Here is a 25,400-nt window from a genome sequence, read left to right as displayed (position 1 = left end):
CATTAAGCGGCCAAAGGTTCCTCTTCGGCCCCTGCCTCTATGCCTCGCACCACAGCCGAGCGAATCTGCTCCCGCACATAATCGGCCACCTTTGCGCGCCCGCCTTCATACTGTTCAACCGGAACCGGCGGCATGAACTCGACCTCGACCATCGCACCGGTTGTCCCCAATAAAACCCACAAATTGTGCATCAGGCTTTCATTGCCCACAAAAGCCAGATAGTCGCTACGCCGGCCTTTGTGAAAGAAACGCAGGGCAACAGGTTGGATCGTAATACCGGCCCGAACCGGTGGTTCAAACAAGCTTGAATGAAAAGGCAAAACGTCAAAACCGCGGCTGGTTGTCCCCTCTGCGAATAGACCGATCACCATGTTATGGTCAAACAACTTTTGCATATCGGTGCCTACCTGACGAACCGAATTTCGTTGACTGCGATTCACAAAAATTGTGCCCACCTTCGCAACCAGCCAGCCAATAACCGGCCAATCGCGGATTTCACTTTTTGCGATAAATGCCACACACCGCACACTGGCCAACACGTAAATATCGATCCAGGAAACATGGTTGGCCACCCAAAGCGCCGAACCTTGAAGCGTTGGGTGGCCCAGAACGTTTATTTTTACACCGCATAAAAACATCAAGGCTCTGGACCAATGATGATTCATCGCATTGCGCACTGCCACCGAAACGAACGGATAAATCAGTGCAACGCAAACCAGACATGAAATAAGCCAGATTAAAACCAGCGGAAACCGGATCGAAAACAGAATCAAACGCAAAACGACCTCTTATTCAAGCGAACCCAGCGCATCGAGATAGCGCTGCAAGATAACTGCAGCAGCCATGGCGTCGTCGGGGGCATGACTACCCAGCAAATCTTGCGCCTCAAGGCTGGAGCCCCTCTCATCCACCAACTGCACATCAATACCAAAGCGCCCGTTCAACTGATTGGCAAACCGCCTGCAAGCTCGCGACGCCTCTTGTTCCAAACCGTCCATTGTAAGCGGCAAACCAACAATCAGTTGATCCGGCTGCCATTCTTTAAGCAAAGCGGCAATCTGATTGAAACGTTCAACCCGTGTTTTTGGGAACAGTATCGTGAGTGGACGGGCCTGGCGGGTGAGACTGTTGCCCACCGCCACGCCAATCTTCTTCTGCCCGAAATCAAATGCCAGCAGAACCTTGTCAGGCATGCCCCGCTACACCCGTAAGCATCGACGAGTGAATACCCAAGGCACCCAGCGCGGCCTCGTAACGCCCATCGTGAGGCAAATCGAAAATAATCGATGGAGCGGCCTCGACATTCAACCAGGCATTCTGGGCAAGTTCGCTTTCAAGCTGGCCGGTGCCCCATCCGGCATAACCCAATGTCACCAAAAACTGTTCAGGCCCTTCACCTTTGGCGATGTCTTCAAGTACATCGCGCGAAGTCGTGAGCTGGAAATCGCCCAGATCGATAGTTGACGCATAAGTTTTATTGCCGGCCGTGTGCAAAACAAAACCACGGTCGGTATGCACCGGCCCACCGTGATAAACAGCCTGGGCGGCAACCGCCTGAACGCCCGGTTCCACTTGCAGACCAAGCCGCTCCAGCATGTCGGCCACCGTAATATCGCTGGGTCGGTTCACAATTAGGCCCAACGCGCCTTCCGTGTTGTGTTCACATAAAAACACCACACTGTGCGCCCACTCACCCATATCCATGCCTGGCATTGCCAGCAGGAATTGTTTGGACAAGTCGACGCTCAGTTCATTATTAAGTTGTATCGATGCCATGACTCGCCCTCCTGGACAGTTTAAAGTTTCATCATTACGTTTAGACTTCCATCATTTCAAAATCTTCCTTACGCGCCCCGCATTCGGGACAGACCCAGTTGGGCGGAACATCTTCCCAACGCGTGCCCGGCGCAATCCCCTCTTCAGGCAACCCAGCCTCCTCATCATATATCCAACCGCAGATTAGGCACATCCATGTACGCATAACTTTTGTTACTCACTGAAAATTTCGTTTGGTCCACCAACAAGCGGGACCGTTCCTATAGAATGGGGTCAATTTTACTTATCGCAATAGTAAAGCGTTTTTTGATTCGTGTTTGAAACCTCGCCCCCCCTCGTCCTTCTGTACGGCCCCTTCGACCCAAGCGGGTCGGGTTGCCTGCCCGCCGATGCTATTACCTGTAGCACGCTCGGTGCGCACGCGCTTAGTACGATAACTGCGCTGCACGTACAAGACACCGCCAACATCGAGGAGATTCACGCCATTACGGCGGAACTCATTGATGACCAGGCGCGTTGCCTGCTTGAAGACATGCACGTGCAAGCCATCAAAGCAGGTCCACTGTACACCACTGACTCAGTGCGCGTATTGGCCCAGATAGCCGCCGACTATCCCAATGTGCCTCTGTTGCTACAGTTACATACCGCTCCGCAGGCATTGCAAAGTGACGACTTCGACCCCGACGAAGCCATTAACGCCACATTTGAACTTTTATTACCCCAAGCCGACTTGATACTGGTCGACAACAGTGTATTGACGCAATGGGTTGCCGATGGTCTGCTGCCCCGTCGCGGCCCGACACCCGCCAAAACGCTCATGCAATTTGGCGCGAAATGGGTACTCACCACCGGCACTGAGTTACGCCCTGGGCAACGAGCTTATGTTTTGCACGGCCCGGAGCAAACTTTAATTAACTGGCCCTGGACACCCCCCACTTCCAGAGTCAGCCATCAGAATGGTCCGCTCGCCTGCGCACTGACCGTTGAACTTGCCCGCGGTCGCACGGTACCCGACGCAACCGAATCAGCACTAAAACTGGCACTACCATTAACCGGCCGCGCATTCCGGCCTGGTATGGGTGCACAAATTTTTAATCGCTCGACACCATGACATCTCGCTTGAAATTCCCCCGCGGCTTGTACGGCATCACGCCCGAATGGACGGATTTTGAAAAACTTGTAAATGCGGTTGAACAGGCCGCAGAAGGCGGCATGGCCGCTTTACAATGGCGACAAAAGTCCTTAACGGGGCATGAGGCAGTCGACAAAGCCGGCCGCCTACGCGAAATATGCAGACGCCAAGGCATCGTTTTTATCGTGAACGACAGCATTGATCTGGCTTTGGCGGTAGATGCAGACGGCGTTCATTTAGGCCGCGAAGACGGCGACCCCGGAACTGCCCGAGAACGCATCGGCCCGGGAAAGCTGATCGGCGCATCTTGCTACAACGAGCTTGCGCGCGCGCAACAAGCCCTGAGCATGGGAGTCGATTACGTTGCTTTCGGCGCGGTATACCCTTCAAGCGTGAAGCCCCATGCCGTCAAGGCCGACCTTGATCTCTTTCAACAAACCCGTGCCGCAATGGCAGCATTGTCGGGAGCACGCCCCGGCATTGTCGCCATCGGAGGAATCACGCCGGAAAATGCAGCGCCCCTGGTGCAGGCAGGTGCCACCAGCGTTGCCGTGATCAACGGCCTTTTCGAAGCAAACGACGTCTGCGCCCAGGCCCAGCGTTTCAACCACGCTTTCGAAGCCTAATACGCGGGCTTATACTTTACCTTCTATCCCTTTTGTCGTAACTATTCACCTTTTATTCACTATGTCCCGTAATACCGAACTATTCGATCGTGCCTGCAAAACCATTCCAGGTGGCGTGAACTCACCTGTTCGCGCTTTTCGTTCCGTAGGAGGCGTGCCACGCTTCATCAAACGCGCGCAAGGCCCCTATATTTGGGATGCAGAGAACACACAATATATCGACTATGTGGGGTCATGGGGTCCAGCCATTTTGGGTCATGCTCACCCTGAGGTTATTGAGGCAGTGCAACGGGCCGCCGTAGACGGGCTTTCTTTCGGCGCACCTTCAGAAGGGGAAATCGACATCGCCGAAGCCATTGCGGCGCGTCTGCCATCAATTGAAAAGGTCCGTTTGGTCAGTTCAGGCACTGAAGCCACCATGAGCGCCATCCGGCTGGCTCGCGGCTATACCGGGCGTTCAAAAATCATCAAGTTTGAAGGCTGTTACCACGGCCATGCCGACAGCCTGTTAGTGAAAGCCGGGTCGGGCATGCTCACTTTCGGCAATCCTACTTCAGCCGGTGTACCGCAAGAATTCGTTCAACACACCATCGTCCTTGATTTCAACCAGCCTGAGGCTGTGCGAGCCGCGTTCGAGCAGCAAGGCAACGATATTGCCTGCATTATTGTTGAACCGATTGCCGGCAACATGAACCTTGTGAAGCCCGATGCCGGATTCCTTGAAACGTTACGCGAACTTTGCACGCAACACGGTGCATTATTGATTTTTGATGAAGTCATGACCGGTTTTCGCGTGGGCCCACAAGGAGTGCAAGGTTTAACCGGTGTGACACCCGATATAACCACCCTGGCAAAAGTCATCGGCGGCGGGATGCCCGTGGGTGCTTTCGGAGGCCGGGCCGATATCATGGATTGCGTGGCACCATTGGGGCCGGTGTATCAGGCAGGCACGTTGTCGGGCAACCCGGTTGCCGTTGCGGCAGGGCTGGTTACGCTCAAGCTCTTGTCAGAGCCGGGGTTCTACGACAAACTCGAACAACAAACACGCAGGCTCACACAAGGGTTAAGCGAGCACGCCCAGGCAGCCGGGGTTCCATTCAGCGCCGACTGCGTCGGCGGCATGTTCGGCTTGTATTTCCGCGACGGCATCCCACGCAGTTTCGACGAAGTGTCAAGCTGCAATATCGACCAGTTCAAGCAATTCTTTCACGGCATGCTCGAACAAGGCGTTTACTTTGCGCCTTCGGCGTTCGAGGCCGGGTTTGTTTCATCGACCCATACTGACGAGGTCATTGAACAAACCCTGGCAGCCGCAAAAAAGGTTTTTGCAACGCTTTAAGAAACCAGAAATCAGGCCGACGGCGGCGCCACCGCCGTTACCTCGATTTCCACGCGTGCACGGTCTTCAATCAGCGCCGCCACTTCAAAAGCCGTCATGGCAGGGAAATGACGCCCAATAACCTCACGATACTGTTTGCCAATTTCGCGTAGCTGCGATGTATATTCTTTTTTGTCGACCACATACCAGGTCATCCGGGTAATGTGCTCTGGGCCGGCGCCCCCTTCCTTCAATACATCAACAATATTGCGCAACGTTTGCCCAACTTGCTCAGCCAGGTTGTCGGTTTCGAACTCCTGCTGCGCATTCCAGCCGATCTGGCCACCTACAAAAATAATACGGCTACCCACCTGCACTTCAGCCATGGTGCCGTTTGCATAACCTTTGGGTTCTGCCCAATTGGGAGGTTGAAGAATGTTCATATTTGCCTCGTAAAAATCAATGAATAAACCGATTCAGCCCTTCTGACCCTGCTCTTTCTGGCGCAACACAAAGCGCTGAAGCTTGCCGGTTTCAGTACGGGGCAATGTTTTAACGAACTCGATTGCACGCGGATATTTATAGGGTGCAATTTGGTTCTTAACGTGATCCTGCAGTGTTTTAACCATGGCATCGTTCGCTTCGAAGCCCGGTTTAAGCACAATAAAAGCTTTAACGATATTGCCGCGGTCGGGGTCTGGCTGGCCGATTACCCCGCATTCGGCCACCGCTTCATGCGCCAGCAAGGCGTCTTCCACTTCCGGCCCTGCAATGTTGTACCCGGCGGAAATAATCATGTCGTCGTTGCGCGCCTGGTAAAAGAAGTAGCCGTCGTCATCCATCTTGAACGTATCGCCCGGCAGGTTCCAGCCATTTTGCACAAACTTCATCTGGCGCTCATCGTTCAGGTAACGGCAACCCGTTGGGCCTTTAACAGCCAGACGCCCCACCTCACCTGGCGGCAACGGATTGAAGTCATCATCGACGACTTGTGCAACGTAACCCGGCACGACCCGACCAATGGCACCGCGACGCACTTCTTCCGGCGGGCTCGACACAAACACGTGAATCATTTCCGTGCCACCAATACCGTCGATCATTTCGATGCCGGTCGCGTCTTTCCACAACTGACGCGTGGCGTCGGGCAAGGCCTCGCCCGCAGAAACCGTTTTTTTCAAGGTTGCCAAAGAAAACCGGCTGGCCAAGGGCGCCATCTGGCGATAAAACGTCGGCGCGGTGAAGGTCATGGTGACGCCGAAATCGTCGATTGTTTTAAGCAAGTCTTCCGGCGTAAGCTTTTCAATGAGCACCGTAGAACCGCCCACGCGCAGTGGAAAGCACAACATCCCACCCAAACCAAAGGTGAAGGCCAGAGGGGGGGTGCCGGTAATAATGTCGTCGGCATGCGTTCTTAAGGTATGTTTCGAGAACGTGTCGCACATAGCCAGCACATCTTGGTGGAAATGCATGCAACCTTTTGGTTTGCCGGTTGTACCGCTGGTAAATGCGATCAGACAAACGTCGTCAACGGCGGTGTCGCATGCCGTGTACGTTTCGGATTTGGTTTTCACCAACGACTCAAGGGAGTCGGCACGGTCGTCGCAGAAGTAGCGCACCTCTTTCAACTGCGGGCAGTATGCGGGGTGATTGCTGTCGAGGCAATGCTCCACCTCGTCACCCAAACGCTTGTCGCACAACACGGCTGTAATTTCAGCTTTTTCAACAATCGGCTTCAGCTCACTGGCACGCAACAGCGGCATGGTAGGAACAACCACCAACCCGGCTTTCACTACGGCAAGCCACGAAGCCGCCATCATGGGGTTATTCGGCCCACGCAGCAACACACGATTGCCGGGCACCAACTTCATATCATCGGTAAGAACCTGGGCTATTTGGTTGGTCAACACCATGAGCTCTTTGTAGGTCATGGCTTTTTTGTTGTCGCCCTCGCGCCACCGCAGGGCAACGCGGTCTCCGCGCCCCTCATTTACATGCGCATCAACCAATTCCACAGCACAGTTCAACCGCGCCGGATAAGCGACATCGGGATTGCCGTCGAGCAATAATTCCGGCCACTGCTCGAGCGGCGGCAAATTGTCTCGGGCAAAGGTGTCCTTATGAGCAGAACGTTCCATTTATCTCTCCTTCGGCTTAACTGTTTTTGAGTAATTCGCGGGCAATAATCAATTTCTGTACTTCGGTTGCCCCTTCGTAAATACGCAGTGCACGAATTTCCCGATAAAGTTTTTCAACCGGCTCGCCGGATTTAACACCCAAGCCACCGAACATTTGTAAGGCGCGATCAATCACTCGCTGAGCTGATTCGGTTGCCGCCATTTTGGCCATGGCCGCTTCACGCGTGGTGCGCTGTTTTTGTACATCGCGCATCCAAGCGGCACGGTATGTAAGCAAAGCCGCCGCGTCGATTTCCATGGCCATATCACCCAGCGCCGCTTGGGTTAACTGCAGATCGCCCAATGTTTGACCGAACATTTTTCGTGACTTGGCACGGCCTAAACCTTCCTGCAAGGCACGGCGTGCAAAGCCCAATGCCGCTGCCGCCACCGAAGCACGGAAAATGTCCAGCGTCATCATGGCAATTTTGAACCCCTGCCCGCCTTCACCCAAACGCTGACTGACCGGCACACGACAGTGATCAAAATGCAACCGCGCCAACGGATGCGGTGCAATCACATCGATTCGTTCTGCAATATTCAACCCAGGCGTGTCGGCATCCACTACGAAGCCCGTGATGCCACGCGCGCCCGGCGCCTCGCCTGTGCGTACAAACACGCAGTAAAAATCGGCAATACCTCCATTCGATATCCAGGTTTTTTCACCATTCAATACGTAATGGTCGCCGTCGAGCGTGGCCTCGCAGCTCATGGCCGCAACATCAGACCCCGCATCGGGTTCGGAAAGCGCAAACGCCGCTATGGCATCGCCACTGGCGACACGAGGCAAATATTTTTCACGCAGTGCGTCGCTGCCGGCAATGGAAATCGCGCCGCTACCCAGGCCTTGCATGGCAAACGCGAAATCAGCCAACCCTTCGTGGCGGGCCAGGGTTTCACGCACGATACAGAGCGCGCGGGAATCTATTTCCGGCCAACGTCCGCCCCAGCGACCATCGGGGCCCTGAGGAACAGCGACATTCAACCAGCCACCCTGCCCCAACGCCTTCACCAACTGCCGACAGGCCTCATCGGTATCGTGGTGATCAATGTGGGACAGGTGTTCGGAACACCACTGATCGAGCTCACGCGCAAACGACGGGTGACGCTCATCGAAAAACGGCCAGTCGAGCCAGCTGAAGTCTGTCATTTAGTCACCTTCGAACACGGGTTTTTGCTTGGCCACAAATGCGTGATAGGCACGATGGAAGTCTTGTGTCTGCATGCAGATTGCCTGTGCCTGGGCTTCAGCCTCAATGGCTTCATCCACACCCATCGACCACTCTTGATGCAGCGCTTTTTTCGTCATGGAATGCGCAAACGTGGGACCATCGGCCAGGCGACGCGCCATGTCCTGAGCAGCACCCAAAACTTCTTCAGACGCATGCAGACTATTAAAGAAACCCCAGTTAAGGCCTTCCTGCCCAGACATGGAACGACCGGTATACAGCAATTCTGAAGCGCGACCCTGACCAATAACGCGGGGCAACAGTGCGCAAGCACCCATATCGGCGCCGGCCAAGCCTACCCGGGTAAACAAAAAGGCCGTTTTGGTTTGCTCGGTAGCCAAACGCATATCGGACGCCAGGGCCACAACAGCACCCGCGCCCGCGCACACGCCATCGACCGCCGCAATGATGGGCTGCGGGCAATTACGCATGGCTTTAACCAAATCACCCGTCATGCGGGTAAATTCCAGTAATTGAGGCATGGTCATTTTGGTCAGCGGACCAATAATTTCATGCACATCGCCGCCCGAACAAAAATTTCCGCCCGAGCCGGTGACCACAACAATTTTAATGTCGCTTGCATAAACCAACTTGCGGAACAAATCACGCAACTCTGCATACGACTCAAACGTAAGGGGATTCTTGCGTTCGGGACGATTCAGGGAAATAGTGGCAACTTTGCCATCGTCGGACACGGACCACAAAAAGTTCTTGGGTTGGTATCCCGCCATGGGGCCCTTGTGGTGTTCCATTGTGTGTTCAGTACTCATAGATTTCTCCAGGTTCCGGTGCGCGCTTAGCCCACCATCACTTCCCCCCCGTCTACGGGGATTGATTGTCCGTTAACAGCGCCGGCACCCGGCTGGCATAACCAGGCCACGGCATCGGCTACCTCTTCAGGCTGAACCAAGCGCCCTTGAGGGTTGGATTCGGCCAGTTTGGCACGCGCCTCGTCGAGCGTCATGCCGGTTTTTTCCATAATGTTGTCGAGTGCGTCGCGCACCAAATCGGTTTCCGTATAACCCGGGCACACCGCGTTCACGGTAATGCCTTTCCGGGCGACTTCAAGCGCCAAGGAACGGGTTAAACCCACAACCCCATGTTTGGCTGCGCAGTAAGCCGATACATAGGCATAGCCTTGCAACCCCGCAGTACTGGCCACATTCACAATACGGCCCCATCTTTTAGCGAGCATATCGGGTAAAGCGGCCTGGATACAATGAAACGTGCCGGTTAAATTCACCGACAACATGCTGTGCCAAGCGTCTTGCGTCATGCGATCAAACCGTTCACTAACGGCCTGACCTGCATTGTTCACCAGAATATCGATCGGGCCGAATTGGTCGCGGGCTTTGGCAAAAGCGGCCTCAACATTCTGCGCATTGCCAACGTCGCCTGCAACGAAGCCAACCTCACCCAGCGGCTGAAGCTGTTGTACGGCTTGCTCCAACGCCTGCACGTTGCGCCCCATTAAGGTCACGCGACAGCCTTGCTGCAAGAGGCGTTGGGCCACGATTAAACCAATACCGCGTGCGGCGCCGGTTACTAATGCATGGCGTGCTTGTGTCATCATCATTAACCTCCGATGGATTTTGCGTAAGCAGCGGCCCGCTCAAAGTTGGTTTCCAGCTGACGCTTGGCAGGGAAGTACTGTTTGGGCCACGTTACGTCTTGATAGCCAATTTTTGCCGACTCACGCAATGTCCAGGCGGCATCCGCCAGGTGGGGACGTGCCAACGCACACAGATCGGCACGACCGGACGCGATAATACTGTTCACATGGTCGGCCTCGAAAATAGCCCCAACCGCAATCGTGGCCACCTCTGCTTCGTTACGGACGCGATCGGAAAATGGCGTTTGATACATGCGGCCATAGACCGGCTGCTCTTCTTTGGATACTTGCCCGGAAGAACAGTCGACCAAGTCGACTCCGGCCGCCTTGAAGCGGCGCGCAATTTCAATGGCATCGTCAGGCGTAATCCCGCCTTCCACCCAATCGTGAGCAGAGATACGTACCGACATTGGCAAGCTTTCCGGCCAAACCTTACGCACCGCTTCAAAAACTTCCAGCGGGTAACGCAAACGGTTATCCAATGAACCGCCGTACTCATCAGTGCGCACGTTTGTAATCGGCGAGATAAAGCTTGAAAGTAGATAGCCGTGAGCGCAGTGCAGTTCCAGCCAGTCGAAACCCGCTTCAACTGCACGACGGGTCGCCGCTACAAACTGGTCCTTCACTTCATCCATTTGAGCGCGCGTCATTTCCTGCGGCACTTGCGATACACCTTCGATGTAAGGAATGGGAGAAGCCGAAACAATAGGCCAATTGCCGGAATCGAGCGGTAAATCGGTGCCTTCCCAACTTACCTTGGTAGACGCTTTACGGCCGGCGTGACCAATTTGCAATCCAATTTTGGCGTCGGTGTTCTGATGAACGAAGTCAACAATGCGTTTGAACGCCGCGCCTTGCTCATCCGTCCATAACCCCGGGCATCCCGGAGTGATACGTGCTTCCGGCGAAACGCAGGTCATTTCCACCATAACCATACCTGCGCCGCCCATGGCGCGAGAACCCAGGTGAACCAAATGGAAATCACCCGGCACACCGTCAACGCAAGAATACATCGCCATCGGCGACATAACGATACGATTCTTCAAGGTCACGCTGCGCGCCGTAAACGGTGTATGCATAGGGGGAACCGGGCGCTCGCCCTGCTCCTTCACGCCTGAGTGTGTTGCCAGCCAACGCTCAAAACCCTCAAGCCACTTCGGATCACGCAGGCGCAAATTTTCATGCGAAATACGCTGCGAACGAGTAAGCATGGAGTAGACAAACTGCTCGGGCTCGAAGTTGGCATAGCGCGCCACGTTCTCGAACCACTCCGTGGAGTTGCGCGCTGCGTTCTGGATCTTCAGAACCTCAACACTGCGCACTTCCTGGTAGTGCTGCAAGCCCTCTTCAACGTTGTAGTTCTTTGCCATCAGGCATCGGTTCAATTCAATCGCGTCTTCCAGAGCCAGCTTGGTACCCGAACCAATTGAGAAGTGCGCCGTATGGGCCGCATCGCCCATAAGCACGACCGGCACTTTACGGCCGCTGGGTAATGGCTGGTAATGCACCCAGGTATCACAAATAACACGAGGGAATTGAATCCAGATGGCCGAACCGCGTAAGTGCGACGCGTTACTGATCAGCTTGTTGCCATCGAGCCAGGGGGCAAAGATTTTCTCGCAAAAAGCGATGCCGTCTTCCTGACTCATTTTGTCGATGCCGTGCGCCTTCCAGGTTTCGTCGAGTGTTTCCACAATAAAGGTCGACATCCCCGGCTCGAACCGATACGCATGCGCCTGGAACCAGCCGTGTTCGGTTTTTACAAACGCAAAGGTAAAGGCATCAAATGTTTTTTCGGTGCCCAGCCATACGAAACGACACTTGCGCACATCGATGTCGGGCTTGAATGTATCCTCGTAGCGAGTTCGAATTTTGCTGTTTAAGCCATCGGACGCAATGACAAGATCAGCGTTGTATTTTTCGGCGATTTCCTGGTCATCGGATACGTCAGTTTCAAACACCAGTTTCACGCCCACTTCTTCACAGCGTTCTTGAAGAATATTCAGCAGCTTTTTACGACCAATACCAATAAAACCATGGCCGCTATTGCGAATACTTTTGCCTTTGTAATGCGTTTCGATATCGTCCCAGTGGTTGAATGCCAGGGCAATTTTCTCGGCCGAGACCGGATCCGCTTCGCGCAGGTTCTCCAGCGTTGCGTCTGAAAACACAACGCCCCAGCCAAACGTGTCATACGGTCGATTGCGCTCGATAATGGTAATTTCGTGGCTTGGGTCACTGAGTTTCATCAGCAGACCAAAATACAAGCCGGCGGGACCTCCGCCAATACAAACGATATTCATGAGCGTTCTCCGAAAAGGCTGAATATTTACTTTAGGCTTAAACTATATACATAAAAAAAAGCAGATGCAAGATTTTTTTAAATGCGTCAACGACTTAAGCGGGGCAAAGAAAATGCCCCAAAATGAAACTTTAAGATTAAACTATGTTCTTGTTGCAAGCCCAAGGGTTGACCTAACTTATTTAAATTTACGGCCTGGAAACTGCGTTAACGACATGACCATCCTAACCCACTCATCCGACGACGCCACACCCGACCTGGAAAGTCGCGCGGGCCCGAACGATCACGATGATCTGCGTCTCTGGCTTCGTTTGCTAACCTGTTGCAATCTTATTGAAGGCGACATTCGCAGCCGATTACGCACCGATTTTGAAACGACGCTACCCCGCTTCGACCTGATGGCGCAGCTGTTGCGTGTTCCGGAAGGCATGAAAATGAGCGAGTTATCGCGCCACATGATGGTCACCAACGGCAACATCACCGGCATTACCGATCAACTCGAAAAAGAAGGGTTGGTTGAACGCATTAAGGTCGCCTCCGACCGCCGCAGCTCCATTATCCGGCTTACACCAAAAGGCAAGCGCAGCTTCAAACGCATGGCCGATGCGCACGAGCAATGGATCCGGGGCCTGTTCGGAAGTCTTTCAGAACACAGTCGACAGGCACTGTTCGAAGCACTTGGCGAACTTAAGCTGCTGGCCCAGACCCGCCTGCAAAGCAATGAAAAATAAGCTGAAACGTGTCCGGTGACATACCCAAGCTACGATAAAATGGCGTTTTGCATCTTGGCCACCTACTTTTTGCGAGACCCCATATGGCTGTAAACCTGCATATTCCTGCGCCTGAAACCATTCTTCCTGTTGCGGGGGTTGAAATCGGCATTACTGAAGCCGGCATTCGCAAACAGGGTCGCAAAGACCTTACTGTTTTTCAACTTGCGCCCGGTACTTCCGTTGCCGGCGTGTTCACGCAAAACCGCTTTCGTGCTGCGCCGGTACAAGTGTGTGAACAACATTTGGCACAAAACAGCGACATTCGCGCTTTGGTTATCAACACGGGTAACGCCAACGCAGGAACCGGACCAAGCGGGTTGAAAGCCACCCACGAAACCTGTGAAGCAGTAGCAAAATTGCTTCATGTTTCTCCAAACCAAATTCTGCCCTTTTCCACCGGCGTGATTCTGGAGCCTTTGCCGGTCGACCGGCTGATCAAAGCGCTTCCCGCCGCTATGCAGAACCTGACAGCCGACAACTGGTTCAACGCTGCCCACAGCATTATGACCACCGATACGCAACCTAAAATCGTATCGAAGAAAATTGAACTGGGCGGCCAACCCGTTACCCTGACCGGCATTAGCAAAGGCGCGGGTATGATCCGCCCGAACATGGCAACCATGCTCGGCTACCTGGCCACCGACGCAGGTATTCCGCCTGGCCTGCTGGCCGATATGACACGGGAAATTGCCAATCGCTCATTCAATCGCATCACGGTTGACGGCGACACTTCCACAAACGACTCCTTCATTATTATGGCAACCGGCCAAAGCGGCCTGCATATCGACTCCACGCACCATCCTTTGTACAGCGAACTGTATCGGGCTTTATCCGACGCCGCCCTGGAGCTGGCGCAGAAAATTGTTCGTGACGCCGAGGGGGCAACCAAATTCATCACCATCCGGGTTGAACAGGCCGCAAGCCAGGAAGAAGCGCTGAAAGTGGCTTATGCCGTTGCCCACTCTCCGCTGGTTAAAACGGCGTTCTACGCCAGCGACCCCAATCTTGGTCGTATTTTGGCAGCCGTTGGTTACGCAGGCATCAACGATCTGGACGTCGGCAAGGTTAATTTATGGTTGGGCGACGTTCTGGTGGCCAGCCAAGGCGGACGCAACCCGGATTATGTAGAAGAGGCGGGTCAACGCGTCATGAAAGAGGCGGAAATCCTGGTTCGCATTGCACTAGGCCGGGGCAATACCACCGAAACCGTCTACACAAGCGATTTCTCACATGAATACGTGAGCATCAACGCCGACTACCGGTCGTGATTAAGTGCTTGACTTATAGAACGTTTTCAGTATATTATCTTGAGCTTGGCATTTTGCCAGTAATGTAATTTAAAAGGGTTACCCACATGTACGCGGTCATAAAAACCGGCGGCAAACAGTATCGTGTTGCAGCCGGCCAAAAACTTAAGGTAGAACAGATACCGGCAGACATAGGGCAAGAAATTACGCTAGACCAGGTTTTGTCGGTTGGCGAAGGTGATCAATTGAAAATTGGTACGCCTTTGGTTGACGGCGCCGTGGTAAAGGCAACAGTTCTTGCACAAGGCCGGCACGACAAGGTCAAGATCTTCAAAATGCGTCGTCGCAAGCACTATCAGAAGCGTCAGGGCCATCGTCAAAACTACACCGAGATTCGCATCGAAGCCGTTACGGCTTAATGCTTGAACCAGGTTAACAGGAGCTAAACATGGCACAAAAGAAAGGCGGCGGCTCAACGCGGAACGGTCGCGATTCAGAATCGAAACGACTGGGTGTGAAGGTATATGGCGGTCAAGCCATCAATGCCGGTTCCATCATCATTCGTCAGCGCGGCACAAAATTCCACCCCGGCACCAATGTCGGTATGGGCAAAGACCACACGCTGTTCTCGCTGGTCGACGGCAAAGTTAAATTCGCCATCAAAGGCGCATTGAACAAGCGCACCGTCTCGGTTGTCGCTGCAGACTAATCTGCATTGAACCGAACGCAAAGCCCTACCAGACGGTAGGGCTTTTTGTTTTAGAATACCTCTTGAAACCTTTTATGGTCTGTACTTATGAAATTCGTAGACGAAGCCACCATTGAAGTCATTGCCGGCAAAGGCGGCAATGGGTCGGCGAGCTTTCGCCGCGAAAAATTCATTCCGAAAGGCGGGCCTGACGGCGGCGACGGCGGTAGGGGCGGCAGCATTATTGCTATTGCCGACCGCAACATCAATACGCTGGTCGATTATCGCTATGCCCGCCTGCATCGGGCCAGGAACGGCGAAAATGGACGTGGCTCCGATCAGTACGGGGCGGGTGCTGCCGACATCACGCTGCGCGTACCCGTCGGCACCGTCGTTTACGATGCCGACACCGACGAACAATTGTTCGACCTGAACCACCATGGTGAGAAAGCCATGTTGGCTGCAGGCGGTGAAGGGGGCCGAGGTAATATCCATTTCAAATCCAGTACAAACCGCGCGCCCCGCCAGTTCACCTATGGCAAAGAAGGTGAACAGCGACGCTTACGTTTTGAACTGAAAGTATTGGCCGACGTTGGCTTGTTAGGCCTACCCAATGCGGGTAAGTCAACGCTCATCAGTAAGGTGTCGAACGCCAAGCCCAAGATCGCCGACTACCCCTTCACCACACTGCACCCCAACCTGGGGGTTGTGCGCACCTCGGAATCACGCAGTTTCGTCATCGCCGATATTCCCGGCCTGATCGAAGGTGCCTCCGAAGGTGCCGGCCTGGGGCATTTGTTTTTACGTCATTTGTCCCGCACACGAGTGCTGTTGCATTTGGTCGACCTATCCTCACCCGATCCCTCAATTGATCCGGTAGATGCTGCGGTTGAAGGTGCACGCGCCATTACCGAAGAACTGCGCAAGTACGATGAGGCCCTCTACGAGAAGCCGCGCTGGCTCGTATTGAACAAACTCGACATGGTCGAGGACCCAACCGAAATTCAGAAACGCTTCTGCGAGGCTCTCGGGTGGAAAGGTCCGGTTTTCGCCATTTCAGCACTTACCGGCAACGGCACGCAGGAATTAATCTGGGCGCTGCAAGACTGGCTGGATGCCCAGAAGGAAAAGGAAAACGTGGAATCCGATAAGGCGGAAGGTGTTTATCAGGCGGAAGACCCCCGCTTCGATGATTCGCGCGGCCCCCTGAACAATGCCGATTAAATCTTACTCATAGTTTATTCACTGCGTCCATGTCGACCCTTACATCCGTTGTCGCCCAAGCCAAGCGCGTTGTTGCAAAAGTCGGTTCCTCTCTGGTTACCAATGAAGGTCAAGGCATCGATCTGCAAGCCGTTGGCGAATGGGCCTCACAAATTGCGGCACTTCACGCCCAAGGCCGGGAAGTCGTTCTGGTTTCCAGTGGGGCGGTGGCCGAAGGCATGGCACGACTAGGATGGAAAACCCGGCCACACACAATGCATGAGCTCCAGGCCGCTGCGGCAGTAGGGCAAATGGGGCTTGTTCAAGCCTACGAAGTTGCGTTCGGACGTCATGCCATTCGCACAGCCCAAATCCTGTTAACGCATGAAGATCTGGCCGACCGGGAACGCTACCTGAACGCACGCACAACCATCTACACCTTGCTGTCGCTGGGCGTCGTTCCAATTGTTAACGAAAACGACACCGTCGTCACAGATGAAATCCGTTTGGGTGATAACGACACACTTGGGGCATTGGTTACCAACCTAATTGAAGCAAATGCCCTGGTCATTCTCACAGATCAACCGGGGCTCTACGATGCCGACCCGCGCAAGCATCCGGAAGCGAAACTCATTGCTCAAGCACAAGCCGGAGACCCGGAACTCGAGGCAATGGCAGGAGGCGCGGGCAGTGGCATTGGGACAGGCGGAATGTTAACCAAAGTATTGGCCGCGCGCCGGGCTGCCAATAGTGGTGCTCACACTGTGATTGCTTCCGGGCGGGAACCCGATGTTTTGATCCGCTTGTCGAATGGGGAACGCATTGGCACAGAGCTGCGCGCACAGCTTCCCATTCGATCGGCGCGTCAACGCTGGATAGCCAACCATTTACGCTTGCGTGGCAGGGTTACACTCGATGAAGGTGCCGTGAAAGCCTTAACCACCGGCCGCAAAAGCCTGCTGCCTATCGGCGTCGTTGCCGTTGAAGGGGAATTTGAACGTGGCGATGTGGTTGCCTGCGTCGACCCAAAAGGGCTGGAGTGCGGGCGCGGGTTAATTAATTATTCTGCAGCCGACACCCGCCGCATTATGCGTCAGCCCAGTAACCGAATAGCGGAAATCCTGGGTGTCATGTCGGACGAAGAGCTGATGCACCGGGACAACATGGTTTTTCTGCGTCGTCCTGCGCAGCCCTAACAGGCGCTTAGCTATAGCGTTGCTCCAGAAATGGCCCGTAAAACATATAACCATTGCCGTGAAGTGTGCGGATGGGCAATTCTAGCCCTTTGCTCTTGAATTTCTGACGCAAACGACTCATCATCACGTTCATCCGCTCGCGCCCGCCTTCCTTTGCATTTTCGGTATCAGGCCATAAATGACTAATAAGAACGTCGTGCGAGGCACACATGTCGGGCTGTTGAACGATCGTCATTATAAACTCTCGTTCGCCGGACGTTAACCGAACCCGCTTGCCGTCAGGGCTCACTATTGCCCATGCCTGCTCCGCGAAACACCAACCATAATCGGGCATTGGTCTGGCTTCAGCCTGCGTTAACGACGGCAGTGCCAAACCCGCTGCGCGCATTCGGCTAAATAGCAAAGTAGAGAGAAAATAAGGTGATACCGTGCCGCTGAAATACGCATCGACCCCCGATTGCAGCGCATGCATAAGTGTTTGCTCTGTGTAATCGGGTATACGCGCAACAATGCACACCCCCGGCGCAACCGCCCTTAAATAATGCGCCACCGCACAATTTTGAGCAAAGTCTGCGTTCAGTAACACCAAGGCACGCACATCTTGCATTTTCGACGCGGCAATCGACACCATAGCTTCTTGATACACCGAATCCATATCGGCGCAATGAGCGAACGCTAGACCATACTTTTCCAAATGGTAGCGCGCTGCCTGCACCAGAGACTGCGAACTCTCACTCTCATCGTCACTCAGCAATGGATCAAACCAGATCAACTTCAACTGCTTAGCCCGCACCATTTCCCCTGCTTCTAGATTATTGAACGTACAGGTTAATAATTTTTATAACACTGAACAATATGATTATCACATATGTGATGCTATTTATTACCAACGTGTTTGAATAACGCTATTCAATCACGTTTGTGAATACGCTAGCAGAACGCCTCCGGTATGCGCGAACCTTAAGAAAGCTAACTCAAAAAGAGCTGGCAAAACGCGCGAACGTGTCACAAGGGGCAATCTCAAATTTCGAAAACCAACTGCGATACCATCCAAGAGATATTCTTCAACTGGCCTTGGCCTTGAATGTGAATCCCATTTGGCTGCTGAACGGCACACCGCCAATGGAAATTGAGATCAAAATACCGGCGGATTCAGGAACGAAGAAAGTTGGTGAACCCACATTGCACTACACATGGCCGTTCCAGCAAATTCTTCCGGTGGATTATTTTTCGCTACCCGCTGAAAAGCGAGACTTGGTCGAAGCCATGGCGTTAACAATGCTAAATCAAAAGGCATCCGGGAAATAAAAACCGGATGCCTTTTATAACATCAGGCTGACAGGGCAGCCTGGATGAAAGTGTGAATGAATTGCTTAGCTTGAATGTGCTCGCGTACGCGACACAACCTGATTGATATCACGCACTGCACCCCGGTCGGCCGACGTGGCTAATGCAGCATAAGCTTGCAAAGCCTGTGAAACCACCCTTTGCCGATTGACCGGCTTCCAGGCCTTGTCACCACGGGATTCCATTTCAGCCCTGCGGGCCGCAAGCTCTTCCACCGAAATGGCCAGGTGAATACGGCGCTTGGGGATATCAATTTCAATTGTGTCGCCGTCTTGCACCAAGGCAATATTGCCGCCCTCTGCCGCTTCAGGCGACGCGTGCCCAATAACCAACCCCGAAGACCCACCTGAGAAGCGCCCGTCGGTAAGCAGCGCAGAAGAAGCACCCAGGCCTTTGGACTTCAGGTAAGACGTGGGGTACAACATTTCCTGCATACCGGGGCCGCCGCGCGGCCCTTCGTAACGAATAATGACAACCTCACCGGCTTTCACCTGGCCACCCAGAATGCCGTCAACTGCATCATCCTGACTTTCATAAACACGGGCTGTGCCGGTAAACACCAGAATGCTTTCATCTACACCGGCGGTCTTCACAATACAACCATTGGGTGCCAGATTCCCATACAAAACAGCCAAACCACCGTCTTGCGAATACGCATGCGCCTTGTCGCGAATACAGCCGCCTTCGCGATCCAGATCCAGCTCATCGTAGTATCGATCTTGACTGAATGCAGTTTGCGTGGGGATGCCGCCCGGTGAAGCACGGAAGAAGTCACCCACCTCGTTACGCGCCGAAACAGACATCACATCGAACTGCGCAATGGCATGGCGTAACGTGCCACTATGTACGTTGTTTACATCCAGGTTCAGCAAGTCGGCACGTGCCAACTCGGCCAAAATACCCAAAATCCCGCCGGCACGATGAACATCTTCAATATGATATTTCTCGGTTGCCGGTGCCACTTTGCACAAACACGGCACATGGCGTGAAATGCGATCAATATCCGACATAGTGAAATCAACCCCGGCTTCCTGGGCGGCTGCCAGCAGGTGCAATACGGTATTGGTTGAGCCGCCCATTGCCACATCAAGTGTCATGGCGTTTTCAAAAGCCTCGAACGTTGCAATATTACGCGGCAAAACAGCGTCGTCATCCTGCTCGTAATAGCGTTTGCACAACTCAACAACCAGTTTGCCCGCATTTTCAAACAACGATCGACGACGAGCATGGGTGGCCACAATGGTGCCGTTACCCGGTAAAGACAAACCCAGTGCTTCCGTGAGGCAGTTCATGGAATTGGCGGTAAACATACCGGAGCATGAGCCACATGTCGGGCAAGCGCTGCGCTCGATCTCACCCAGGTCTTCGTCGGACACGCTATCGTCGGCCGCTTTCACCATCGCATCGACCAAATCGAGCTTCATGAGAATTTTCTTGCTGCTCGTATCAATAACCTTGCCGGCCTCCATGGGACCGCCCGACACAAAGACTACGGGGATATTCAAGCGCATGGCAGCCATGAGCATGCCTGGGGTGATTTTGTCGCAATTTGAAATGCACACCATCGCATCGGCACAATGCGCATTCACCATGTACTCAACCGAATCGGCAATAAGTTCACGCGATGGCAGCGAATAGAGCATGCCACCGTGGCCCATCGCAATTCCGTCGTCGACGGCAATTGTGTTGAACTCTTTGGCCACCCCACCCGCCGCCTCGATTTGACGCGCGACAAGCTGCCCCATGTCTTTCAAATGTACATGACCGGGCACAAACTGGGTGAAAGAGTTCACTACCGCAATTATGGGCTTTTCGAAGTCACCATCTTTCATGCCGGTGGCACGCCAAAGCGCACGGGCACCGGCCATGTTACGACCATGAGTAGAGGTTTTGGAACGATATTGCGGCATGATTAGTCTCTGAAAATATATGATGAATCAACGCCTTAATGATACCAAGTCTTCTTGGTCCCCGTTGACAAACTCAATGTTCTGCAAACCAAACACAGATCTGGCAAAAAAAAGCCCTTGAGGGTTATCATTAATAACGAAAAAATTAAGGAACCTCAACATGTCCAACGAATCCGTCACCGTTCAACTCAAGCAAAAGAAAGATTTCCAATTCGAAATCAGCTTCGGCCACAACCTGCCCACCATTCTGGGCGACGAGCCGCCCCCCATCGGCGAAGGGAAAGGCCCCTCTCCGGCGCAGTTTCTTGCCGCAGCTGTCGGCAATTGCCTGAGCGACTCCCTGTTTTTTGCCATTAAGAAATACAACGGGAACCCCGAACCCATTGAGTGCGACGTAACGGCTACCATTGGGCGCAACGAACAAGGACGATTGCGTATCACCCATATGCATGCCGCCATTCAACTTGGTGCAGCGGCCGAAGACTTAAGCCATCTTGAACGTGTACTAACCCAGTTTGAAGCGTTCTGCACCGTCACGCAAAGCGTTGGGCAAGGCATCCCGATTGATATCAGCATTACAGACGCCAACGGCAAGAAGCTTAAATAACTGGAACTTACGCCACCGCTTTTGAGAACACATTAATGACAATGACGCCGGCCACAATCAACCCCATGCCCAGAATGGCCGGCCAATCCAGCGTCTGGCGAAAGTACCACCATCCCACCAAAGAAATCAGCACAATGCCAATGCCCGACCAGATCGCGTAGGCAATGCCCGTGGGAATCGTTTTCAGGGTTAGCGATAAAAAGTAAAAAGCAATGCCATAGCCCAGCACAGTCAACACGCTGGGCCATAACCGCGTAAATTGGTCTGATGCTTTCAGCGCACTTGTCCCAACCACCTCCGCCACAATAGCGATCCCTAGATACACATAGCCCCAGCCACCCATGCCTAACCCCTGTTACAAAAATGTACAATTGAACCATTGATTAAAATAAAAGTCTTATCAGTGTAGCGACTACCGGCAGCCCGTTGCCACGCCGACAGACCGTTTGTTCTTCCAGCACAGGCCTTGTTTATGCCCCCAACCGCCTCGTTCAATGAGGAACGTCGACTTGAGATCTTGCGAGACTACGACATTCTCGATACGCAAGTCGAACAGGCCTATACCGACTTAATCAATTGCGCCGCCTATATTTGCAACGCACCAATCGCCGTCATTAACTTCATCGACGCCGATCGGCAGTGGTTCAAAGCGGAACGTGGCTTGGGTATTCGGGAAACGCCATTGGATATTTCAATCTGTCGGCATGCCTTGTTTGAAGAAGACATTATGATTATTGAAGACACGCGCACCGATGCCCGCACGCGCGTGAATCCCCTGGTCAGCGGCAACAATAAAGCATTGCGTTTTTACGCCGGTGCGCTCATCAAATCGCATAACGGCTTCCCTTTGGGCACCCTATGCGTACTCGACTACCAACCGCGCACTTTAACGGAGGAACAGATTGAGTTATTGAAGGCTTTGCGACGGCAAACAATGTTATTGCTGGAGTACCGACGCATACACCAGGCACAAAACAAGCTTCTAAACGAATTGAATCACGCGCGCGGCGAAATGCAACGCCTGGCCCATGAAGACCCTTTAACGGGGCTGCTGAACCGCCGGGCTTTTGAGGAAAAGCTGGCCCATGTGTCACTGTTGAAACACAAACAAGAGCGTGGCATGCTTTTAATGCTAATCGACCTTGATAACTTCAAACAAATCAACGATACCTATGGTCATCAGGTCGGCGATATCGTTTTGAACCATGCAGCAGGCATCATGAAGCAGGTATTAAGAACTGAAGACGCCCTTTGCCGCTGGGGAGGAGACGAATTCATTGCCTTGCTGGAAGCTGGTTCAGGCGAACAGGCCATCAAAATTGGGCACCGGTTGCGTGACGCTTTAAGCAAAAGCCCATTACCCCATGCTGAACAAACCTTACGGGTGAGCGCCAGCGTCGGCCTTGCCTGGTTTCATCCTCAACGATCACTTGACGACAACATCGCCCAAGCCGACAAGGCGCTGTACCATGCAAAACGCGACGGGATCGGCGTAACGCTTTTCAGCGCTTAATGACAACAAACGGGCGGCCGTTCTCCGCGCGGAAGGCGGCCGGCGTCATTCCAAAGACCCGTTTAAATGAACTGGTAAGGTGGCTTTGGCTGGAAAATCCGGTCGTAGCCGCGATCTGGCCGACCACTTGATCCGACACCAACAATAGATGCCTCGCATGTTCAATTCGACGCTGCAAAACATACTGATGCAATGTCTGCCCAACCTGTTTTTTAAAAGACCGGGCAAAAAAATGAGGGCTGTAGTCGGCGACGCGTGCCAAAGTAGCAATGGTTAAATCCTGGTCGAGCGCGGTTTCAATGTAATCCAGCACACGACGCACGCCGGCTGATGAAATGCTGCCCTTCGCGGCACGATCCATACGCTGTGAAATCACGCCAGTTCCCAAGGCATATAAAGCTTGCATCGCGATCGTATGGGCCAATGTGTCGATATACAGACGGTTATCGAAATTAAATGGCGTTCGCAAGCCTGCCAATACCGCCAAAGAAAGCTGTTCCAGCAAAGGCTCCCCTTCCCCCAGAATCGGACGGATTTCCGCCCGACGAGCATCGCCTTCAAATACTTCATTTACAACCTGATCTATCAGAGCACGCCGTAAATAAAGCAGCATCACCTGCGGTGTGCCGTTAACCTGCCACCCCGATTCCACCCCTGAGGGAATCGAGCCAAAACTGCGTGGCAGCAAATCGGCCGCATGCATTTGGCCCGTGCCAAAAATTCGTCGCTTGATATGAGCAAAACCCGAAACACAATACGCCAGACACATATGATCTAACGGCCGCACGGTGGCAGACCACGGCTGCTCTGTTGCCAACGACACATATAGGTTGCGCCATCCGCGACCCTCACTTGAAACAAGCAAGTGGTTACCTGGCATGGAAGCAATCCTATGCGTTTGCGCGGCTGGGAACTCCCCATTGCCTGCCGACATATTCCTTGCCTCTGCTTGCACTTACATACCCCCTTGCACATTAAATTAGGGTTAATACCGAGCCCGAATCTGATAAAGATTGACAGGAACTTGATAGCAAACCGCACACTGACAACCTACATTCATTGAATCACTAACTTTATTGATTCCGCTATCATGATTCATACCGATGTCCTTATTGTGGGTGGCAGCCTGGTTGGCCTATCCGCCGCTGCCATGCTCGCGCATCACAACGTAAAGTGTCTTGCTGTCGAACGCCATCAAGGCACCGCGATTCATCCGCGCGCCGGTCATTTCCATTTGCGTACGCTGGAAGCCTTTCGCGCCATTGGCCTGGAAGACGCCGTTCGTCGTGCATCGGAAGAGCAGTTTGACCCCGACGGCGGAATCAGCGCAGTTGAATCTCTGGCCGGAAACGAAATAGCGCAATACATTGCAAACCTGAACGCCGGCGTTGAACAGTACAGCCCCAGCCGGCGTCTTTTCATGACGCAACAAAGCCTGGAACCCCTGCTGCGCGAACACGCCCAAGCGCTTGGCGCCCAACTCAGCTATAGCACCGAGCTTGTGAACTTCACGCAAGACGATGAGGGGATCACTGCAACCGTGCGCGACCTGCCGTCGGGGAAAGAAGACACCATCCGCGCAAAATATATGATTGCCGCCGATGGAAACCGCAGCCCGGTTCGCAATCAGCTGGGCATTGAAATGGTGGGGCACGGTGAGCTTTCCCACAGCGTCACAATTTATTTCAAGGCCGATTGCGGCCGTTGGCTGGAAGGCCGCAACCTGGGGGTCATCTACGTCAAAAATGACAAACTGCGTGGGTTCTTTCGCATGGTGCGTAGTGGCGAAGCCGGCTTTCTCGTGGTGAATACAGTGGGCGACGTTCACCGGCCTGGGGCTCACAACATTGCCGACGCGATCACCCCCAAGCTGGCCGAAGAGCTGGTGCGCGAGGGCATCGGCGACGCCCATGTGAAAATCACCATCGAAGATATTGCGCGTTGGCGCGCCGTTGCCGACGTCGCGGCCACATTTTCAAGCCGGCGCGTATTTCTTGCCGGTGACGCGGCCCATACCATGCCACCCACAGGGGGATTCGGTGGAAACACCGGCGTACAAGACATGCACAACCTTTGCTGGAAACTGGCACTGGTGTTGAAGGGTGTCGCGGCGCCTACACTCCTGGACACCTACGACACAGAACGTCGCCCGGTAGCAGCCTTAACCGTCGAGCAAGCCTACACTCGTTATGTGCTCAGGATCCACCCTGAGCGTGACCGCGCAGGCATGCAACCATTGGTTGATGACCTCAATATGGAAATCGGTTATTTGTACCGATCCCCGGCAATTGCGCCGGTTGAGAACGACCATGACCTTGTTTACGAAGACCCACGCACTGCATTAGGCAGGCCGGGAAGCCGCGCACCTCATCTTTTGCTCACGCAAAACGACAATACGTTTTCGGTACTTGACCTGGCATCAAAACATCATGCGCTGTTGGTTGGCCCCGACGGCACCAACTGGGCCAACGCAGCGCAACACGCCGCAGGCACACTAGGTATTCCACTCGACACCTACATACTTACGCCACAAGGCGTATCCCCCGAAACGATTGAACAATTTACGCATCGGTACCAGGTATCCAAAAGCGGGGCCGTTCTAATCAGGCCCGACGGATTTATTGCGTGGAAGGCAACTTCGAATCAAAATGCGCAAGAACCTTTCATGAAAGACGTGCTGAGCTGCATCATGGGAAAAGGTTGATTCAGGGTTCAGATTCAGTGCAACATAGCCTAAACTGAACATA

27 protein-coding genes are annotated in these 25,400 nt (G+C 53.6%); 13 read left to right on the top strand and 14 right to left on the bottom strand.

The genetic code is table 11. The features are described 5' to 3' along the window. Positions 1–2 precede the first annotated feature (2 nt). From G9Q38_RS05980 to G9Q38_RS05965, 4 genes are read right to left on the bottom strand one after another with little or no spacing between them, the layout of a single operon-like run. Positions 3–779, bottom strand: coding sequence for a lysophospholipid acyltransferase family protein (locus G9Q38_RS05980; protein ID WP_166128851.1), 777 nt, complete (start codon positions 777–779; stop codon positions 3–5). Between the two features lie 9 nt (positions 780–788). Next, a complete protein-coding gene (ruvX, locus tag G9Q38_RS05975) occupies positions 789–1,193 on the bottom strand; it encodes a Holliday junction resolvase RuvX (protein ID WP_166128849.1) in 405 nt (134 codons plus the stop codon). Next, positions 1,186–1,776, bottom strand: a complete 591-nt coding sequence (locus G9Q38_RS05970; RefSeq protein WP_166128846.1) for a YqgE/AlgH family protein — start codon at positions 1,774–1,776, stop codon at positions 1,186–1,188. The genes ruvX and G9Q38_RS05970 overlap by 8 nt, the downstream gene beginning before the upstream one ends. 40 nt (positions 1,777–1,816) lie before the next feature. After that, positions 1,817–1,981, bottom strand: a complete 165-nt coding sequence (locus G9Q38_RS05965) for a rubredoxin (protein ID WP_114421268.1) — start codon at positions 1,979–1,981, stop codon at positions 1,817–1,819. Positions 1,982–2,089: 108 nt separating this feature from the next. Between G9Q38_RS05965 and thiD the strand changes: the two genes are divergently transcribed. From thiD to hemL, 3 genes are all read left to right on the top strand, one after another. Continuing rightward, a complete protein-coding gene (gene thiD, locus G9Q38_RS05960; protein ID WP_166128843.1) occupies positions 2,090–2,887 on the top strand; it encodes a bifunctional hydroxymethylpyrimidine kinase/phosphomethylpyrimidine kinase in 798 nt (265 codons plus the stop codon). Continuing rightward, positions 2,884–3,534: a thiamine phosphate synthase gene (gene thiE / locus G9Q38_RS05955; protein ID WP_166128841.1), complete on the top strand. Its 651-nt coding sequence runs from the start codon at positions 2,884–2,886 to the stop codon at positions 3,532–3,534. Before thiD ends, thiE begins: the two co-directional genes overlap by 4 nt. Before the next feature lie 61 nt (positions 3,535–3,595). Beyond that, positions 3,596–4,873 (top strand): glutamate-1-semialdehyde 2,1-aminomutase, encoded by a 1,278-nt coding sequence (gene hemL, locus G9Q38_RS05950; protein ID WP_166128838.1) that lies wholly within the window; start codon positions 3,596–3,598, stop codon positions 4,871–4,873. 11 nt (positions 4,874–4,884) lie between these two features. On the opposite strand, the gene G9Q38_RS05945 is transcribed toward hemL, so the two are convergent. Genes G9Q38_RS05945 through G9Q38_RS05920 form a run of 6 tightly spaced genes read right to left on the bottom strand, consistent with a single transcriptional unit; the run spans position 4,885 to position 12,170 of the window. Next, on the bottom strand, positions 4,885–5,295 hold the full coding sequence (locus G9Q38_RS05945; RefSeq protein WP_166128836.1) for a RidA family protein: 411 nt from the start codon (positions 5,293–5,295) through the stop codon (positions 4,885–4,887). Between the two features lie 33 nt (positions 5,296–5,328). After that, on the bottom strand, positions 5,329–6,987 hold the full coding sequence (locus G9Q38_RS05940) for an AMP-binding protein (RefSeq protein WP_166128833.1): 1,659 nt from the start codon (positions 6,985–6,987) through the stop codon (positions 5,329–5,331). A 16-nt stretch (positions 6,988–7,003) separates the two neighbouring features. Beyond that, on the bottom strand, positions 7,004–8,176 hold the full coding sequence (locus tag G9Q38_RS05935) for an acyl-CoA dehydrogenase family protein (RefSeq protein ID WP_166128831.1): 1,173 nt from the start codon (positions 8,174–8,176) through the stop codon (positions 7,004–7,006). Then, positions 8,177–9,025, bottom strand: a complete 849-nt coding sequence (locus G9Q38_RS05930; protein ID WP_166128828.1) for an enoyl-CoA hydratase family protein — start codon at positions 9,023–9,025, stop codon at positions 8,177–8,179. It abuts the gene before it with no gap. A gap of 26 nt (positions 9,026–9,051) precedes the next feature. Beyond that, a complete protein-coding gene (locus G9Q38_RS05925) occupies positions 9,052–9,831 on the bottom strand; it encodes an SDR family NAD(P)-dependent oxidoreductase (protein WP_166128825.1) in 780 nt (259 codons plus the stop codon). After that, on the bottom strand, positions 9,831–12,170 hold the full coding sequence (locus tag G9Q38_RS05920) for a bifunctional salicylyl-CoA 5-hydroxylase/oxidoreductase (RefSeq protein ID WP_166128823.1): 2,340 nt from the start codon (positions 12,168–12,170) through the stop codon (positions 9,831–9,833). Before G9Q38_RS05920 ends, G9Q38_RS05925 begins: the two co-directional genes overlap by 1 nt. A 214-nt stretch (positions 12,171–12,384) precedes the next feature. Between G9Q38_RS05920 and G9Q38_RS05915 the strand changes: the two genes are divergently transcribed. From G9Q38_RS05915 to proB, 6 genes are all read left to right on the top strand, one after another. Beyond that, positions 12,385–12,900: a MarR family winged helix-turn-helix transcriptional regulator gene (locus G9Q38_RS05915; RefSeq protein WP_114421374.1), complete on the top strand. Its 516-nt coding sequence runs from the start codon at positions 12,385–12,387 to the stop codon at positions 12,898–12,900. A gap of 83 nt (positions 12,901–12,983) precedes the next feature. Next, on the top strand, positions 12,984–14,210 hold the full coding sequence (gene argJ, locus G9Q38_RS05910) for a bifunctional glutamate N-acetyltransferase/amino-acid acetyltransferase ArgJ (RefSeq protein ID WP_166128820.1): 1,227 nt from the start codon (positions 12,984–12,986) through the stop codon (positions 14,208–14,210). 86 nt (positions 14,211–14,296) lie between these two features. Beyond that, the gene (gene rplU, locus G9Q38_RS05905; RefSeq protein ID WP_114421278.1) at positions 14,297–14,608 is read left to right on the top strand and encodes a 50S ribosomal protein L21; all 312 of its coding nucleotides are present in this window, start codon (positions 14,297–14,299) and stop codon (positions 14,606–14,608) included. Positions 14,609–14,637: 29 nt separating this feature from the next. Continuing rightward, on the top strand, positions 14,638–14,898 hold the full coding sequence (gene rpmA / locus G9Q38_RS05900; RefSeq protein ID WP_114421279.1) for a 50S ribosomal protein L27: 261 nt from the start codon (positions 14,638–14,640) through the stop codon (positions 14,896–14,898). 87 nt (positions 14,899–14,985) lie between these two features. Further along, a complete protein-coding gene (gene obgE / locus G9Q38_RS05895; protein WP_166128817.1) occupies positions 14,986–16,101 on the top strand; it encodes a GTPase ObgE in 1,116 nt (371 codons plus the stop codon). Between the two features lie 29 nt (positions 16,102–16,130). Next, positions 16,131–17,276, top strand: a complete 1,146-nt coding sequence (gene proB, locus G9Q38_RS05890) for a glutamate 5-kinase (RefSeq protein ID WP_166128815.1) — start codon at positions 16,131–16,133, stop codon at positions 17,274–17,276. 7 nt (positions 17,277–17,283) lie between these two features. Here the strand turns inward: proB and G9Q38_RS05885 are convergent, their stop codons facing one another. Next, the gene (locus G9Q38_RS05885; RefSeq protein WP_166128812.1) at positions 17,284–18,072 is read right to left on the bottom strand and encodes a helix-turn-helix domain-containing protein; all 789 of its coding nucleotides are present in this window, start codon (positions 18,070–18,072) and stop codon (positions 17,284–17,286) included. A gap of 125 nt (positions 18,073–18,197) precedes the next feature. On the opposite strand from G9Q38_RS05885, the gene G9Q38_RS05880 reads away from it, so the two are divergent. Continuing rightward, entirely contained in the window at positions 18,198–18,584 is a 387-nt protein-coding gene (locus G9Q38_RS05880) for a helix-turn-helix domain-containing protein (RefSeq protein WP_166128810.1), read from the top strand. 65 nt (positions 18,585–18,649) lie between these two features. Here the strand turns inward: G9Q38_RS05880 and ilvD are convergent, their stop codons facing one another. Further along, a complete protein-coding gene (ilvD, locus tag G9Q38_RS05875; protein WP_166128807.1) occupies positions 18,650–20,533 on the bottom strand; it encodes a dihydroxy-acid dehydratase in 1,884 nt (627 codons plus the stop codon). Positions 20,534–20,693: 160 nt separating this feature from the next. Here ilvD and G9Q38_RS05870 point away from each other — a divergent pair, with 160 nt between their 5' ends. Continuing rightward, positions 20,694–21,140 (top strand): OsmC family protein, encoded by a 447-nt coding sequence (locus G9Q38_RS05870; RefSeq protein ID WP_166128805.1) that lies wholly within the window; start codon positions 20,694–20,696, stop codon positions 21,138–21,140. Between the two features lie 7 nt (positions 21,141–21,147). Here the strand turns inward: G9Q38_RS05870 and G9Q38_RS05865 are convergent, their stop codons facing one another. Beyond that, positions 21,148–21,483: a DMT family transporter gene (locus G9Q38_RS05865; protein WP_166128802.1), complete on the bottom strand. Its 336-nt coding sequence runs from the start codon at positions 21,481–21,483 to the stop codon at positions 21,148–21,150. 129 nt (positions 21,484–21,612) lie between these two features. Here G9Q38_RS05865 and G9Q38_RS05860 point away from each other — a divergent pair, with 129 nt between their 5' ends. Continuing rightward, positions 21,613–22,653: a sensor domain-containing diguanylate cyclase gene (locus G9Q38_RS05860; RefSeq protein WP_166128799.1), complete on the top strand. Its 1,041-nt coding sequence runs from the start codon at positions 21,613–21,615 to the stop codon at positions 22,651–22,653. On the opposite strand, the gene G9Q38_RS05855 is transcribed toward G9Q38_RS05860, so the two are convergent. After that, a complete protein-coding gene (locus tag G9Q38_RS05855) occupies positions 22,643–23,587 on the bottom strand; it encodes an AraC family transcriptional regulator (protein WP_166128797.1) in 945 nt (314 codons plus the stop codon). The genes G9Q38_RS05860 and G9Q38_RS05855 overlap by 11 nt on opposite strands. A gap of 156 nt (positions 23,588–23,743) precedes the next feature. Between G9Q38_RS05855 and G9Q38_RS05850 the strand changes: the two genes are divergently transcribed. Further along, a complete protein-coding gene (locus G9Q38_RS05850; protein ID WP_166128794.1) occupies positions 23,744–25,357 on the top strand; it encodes an FAD-dependent monooxygenase in 1,614 nt (537 codons plus the stop codon). Positions 25,358–25,400 lie beyond the last annotated feature (43 nt).

The sequence above is a fragment of the Pusillimonas sp. DMV24BSW_D genome (assembly GCF_011388195.1).
In the GTDB taxonomy this organism is placed as follows: Bacteria; Pseudomonadota; Gammaproteobacteria; order Burkholderiales; family Burkholderiaceae_B; genus Neopusillimonas; species Neopusillimonas aestuarii.
Note: the sequence above shows the minus strand (reverse complement) of the source record. Positions and strands in the feature narration are given on the sequence as shown.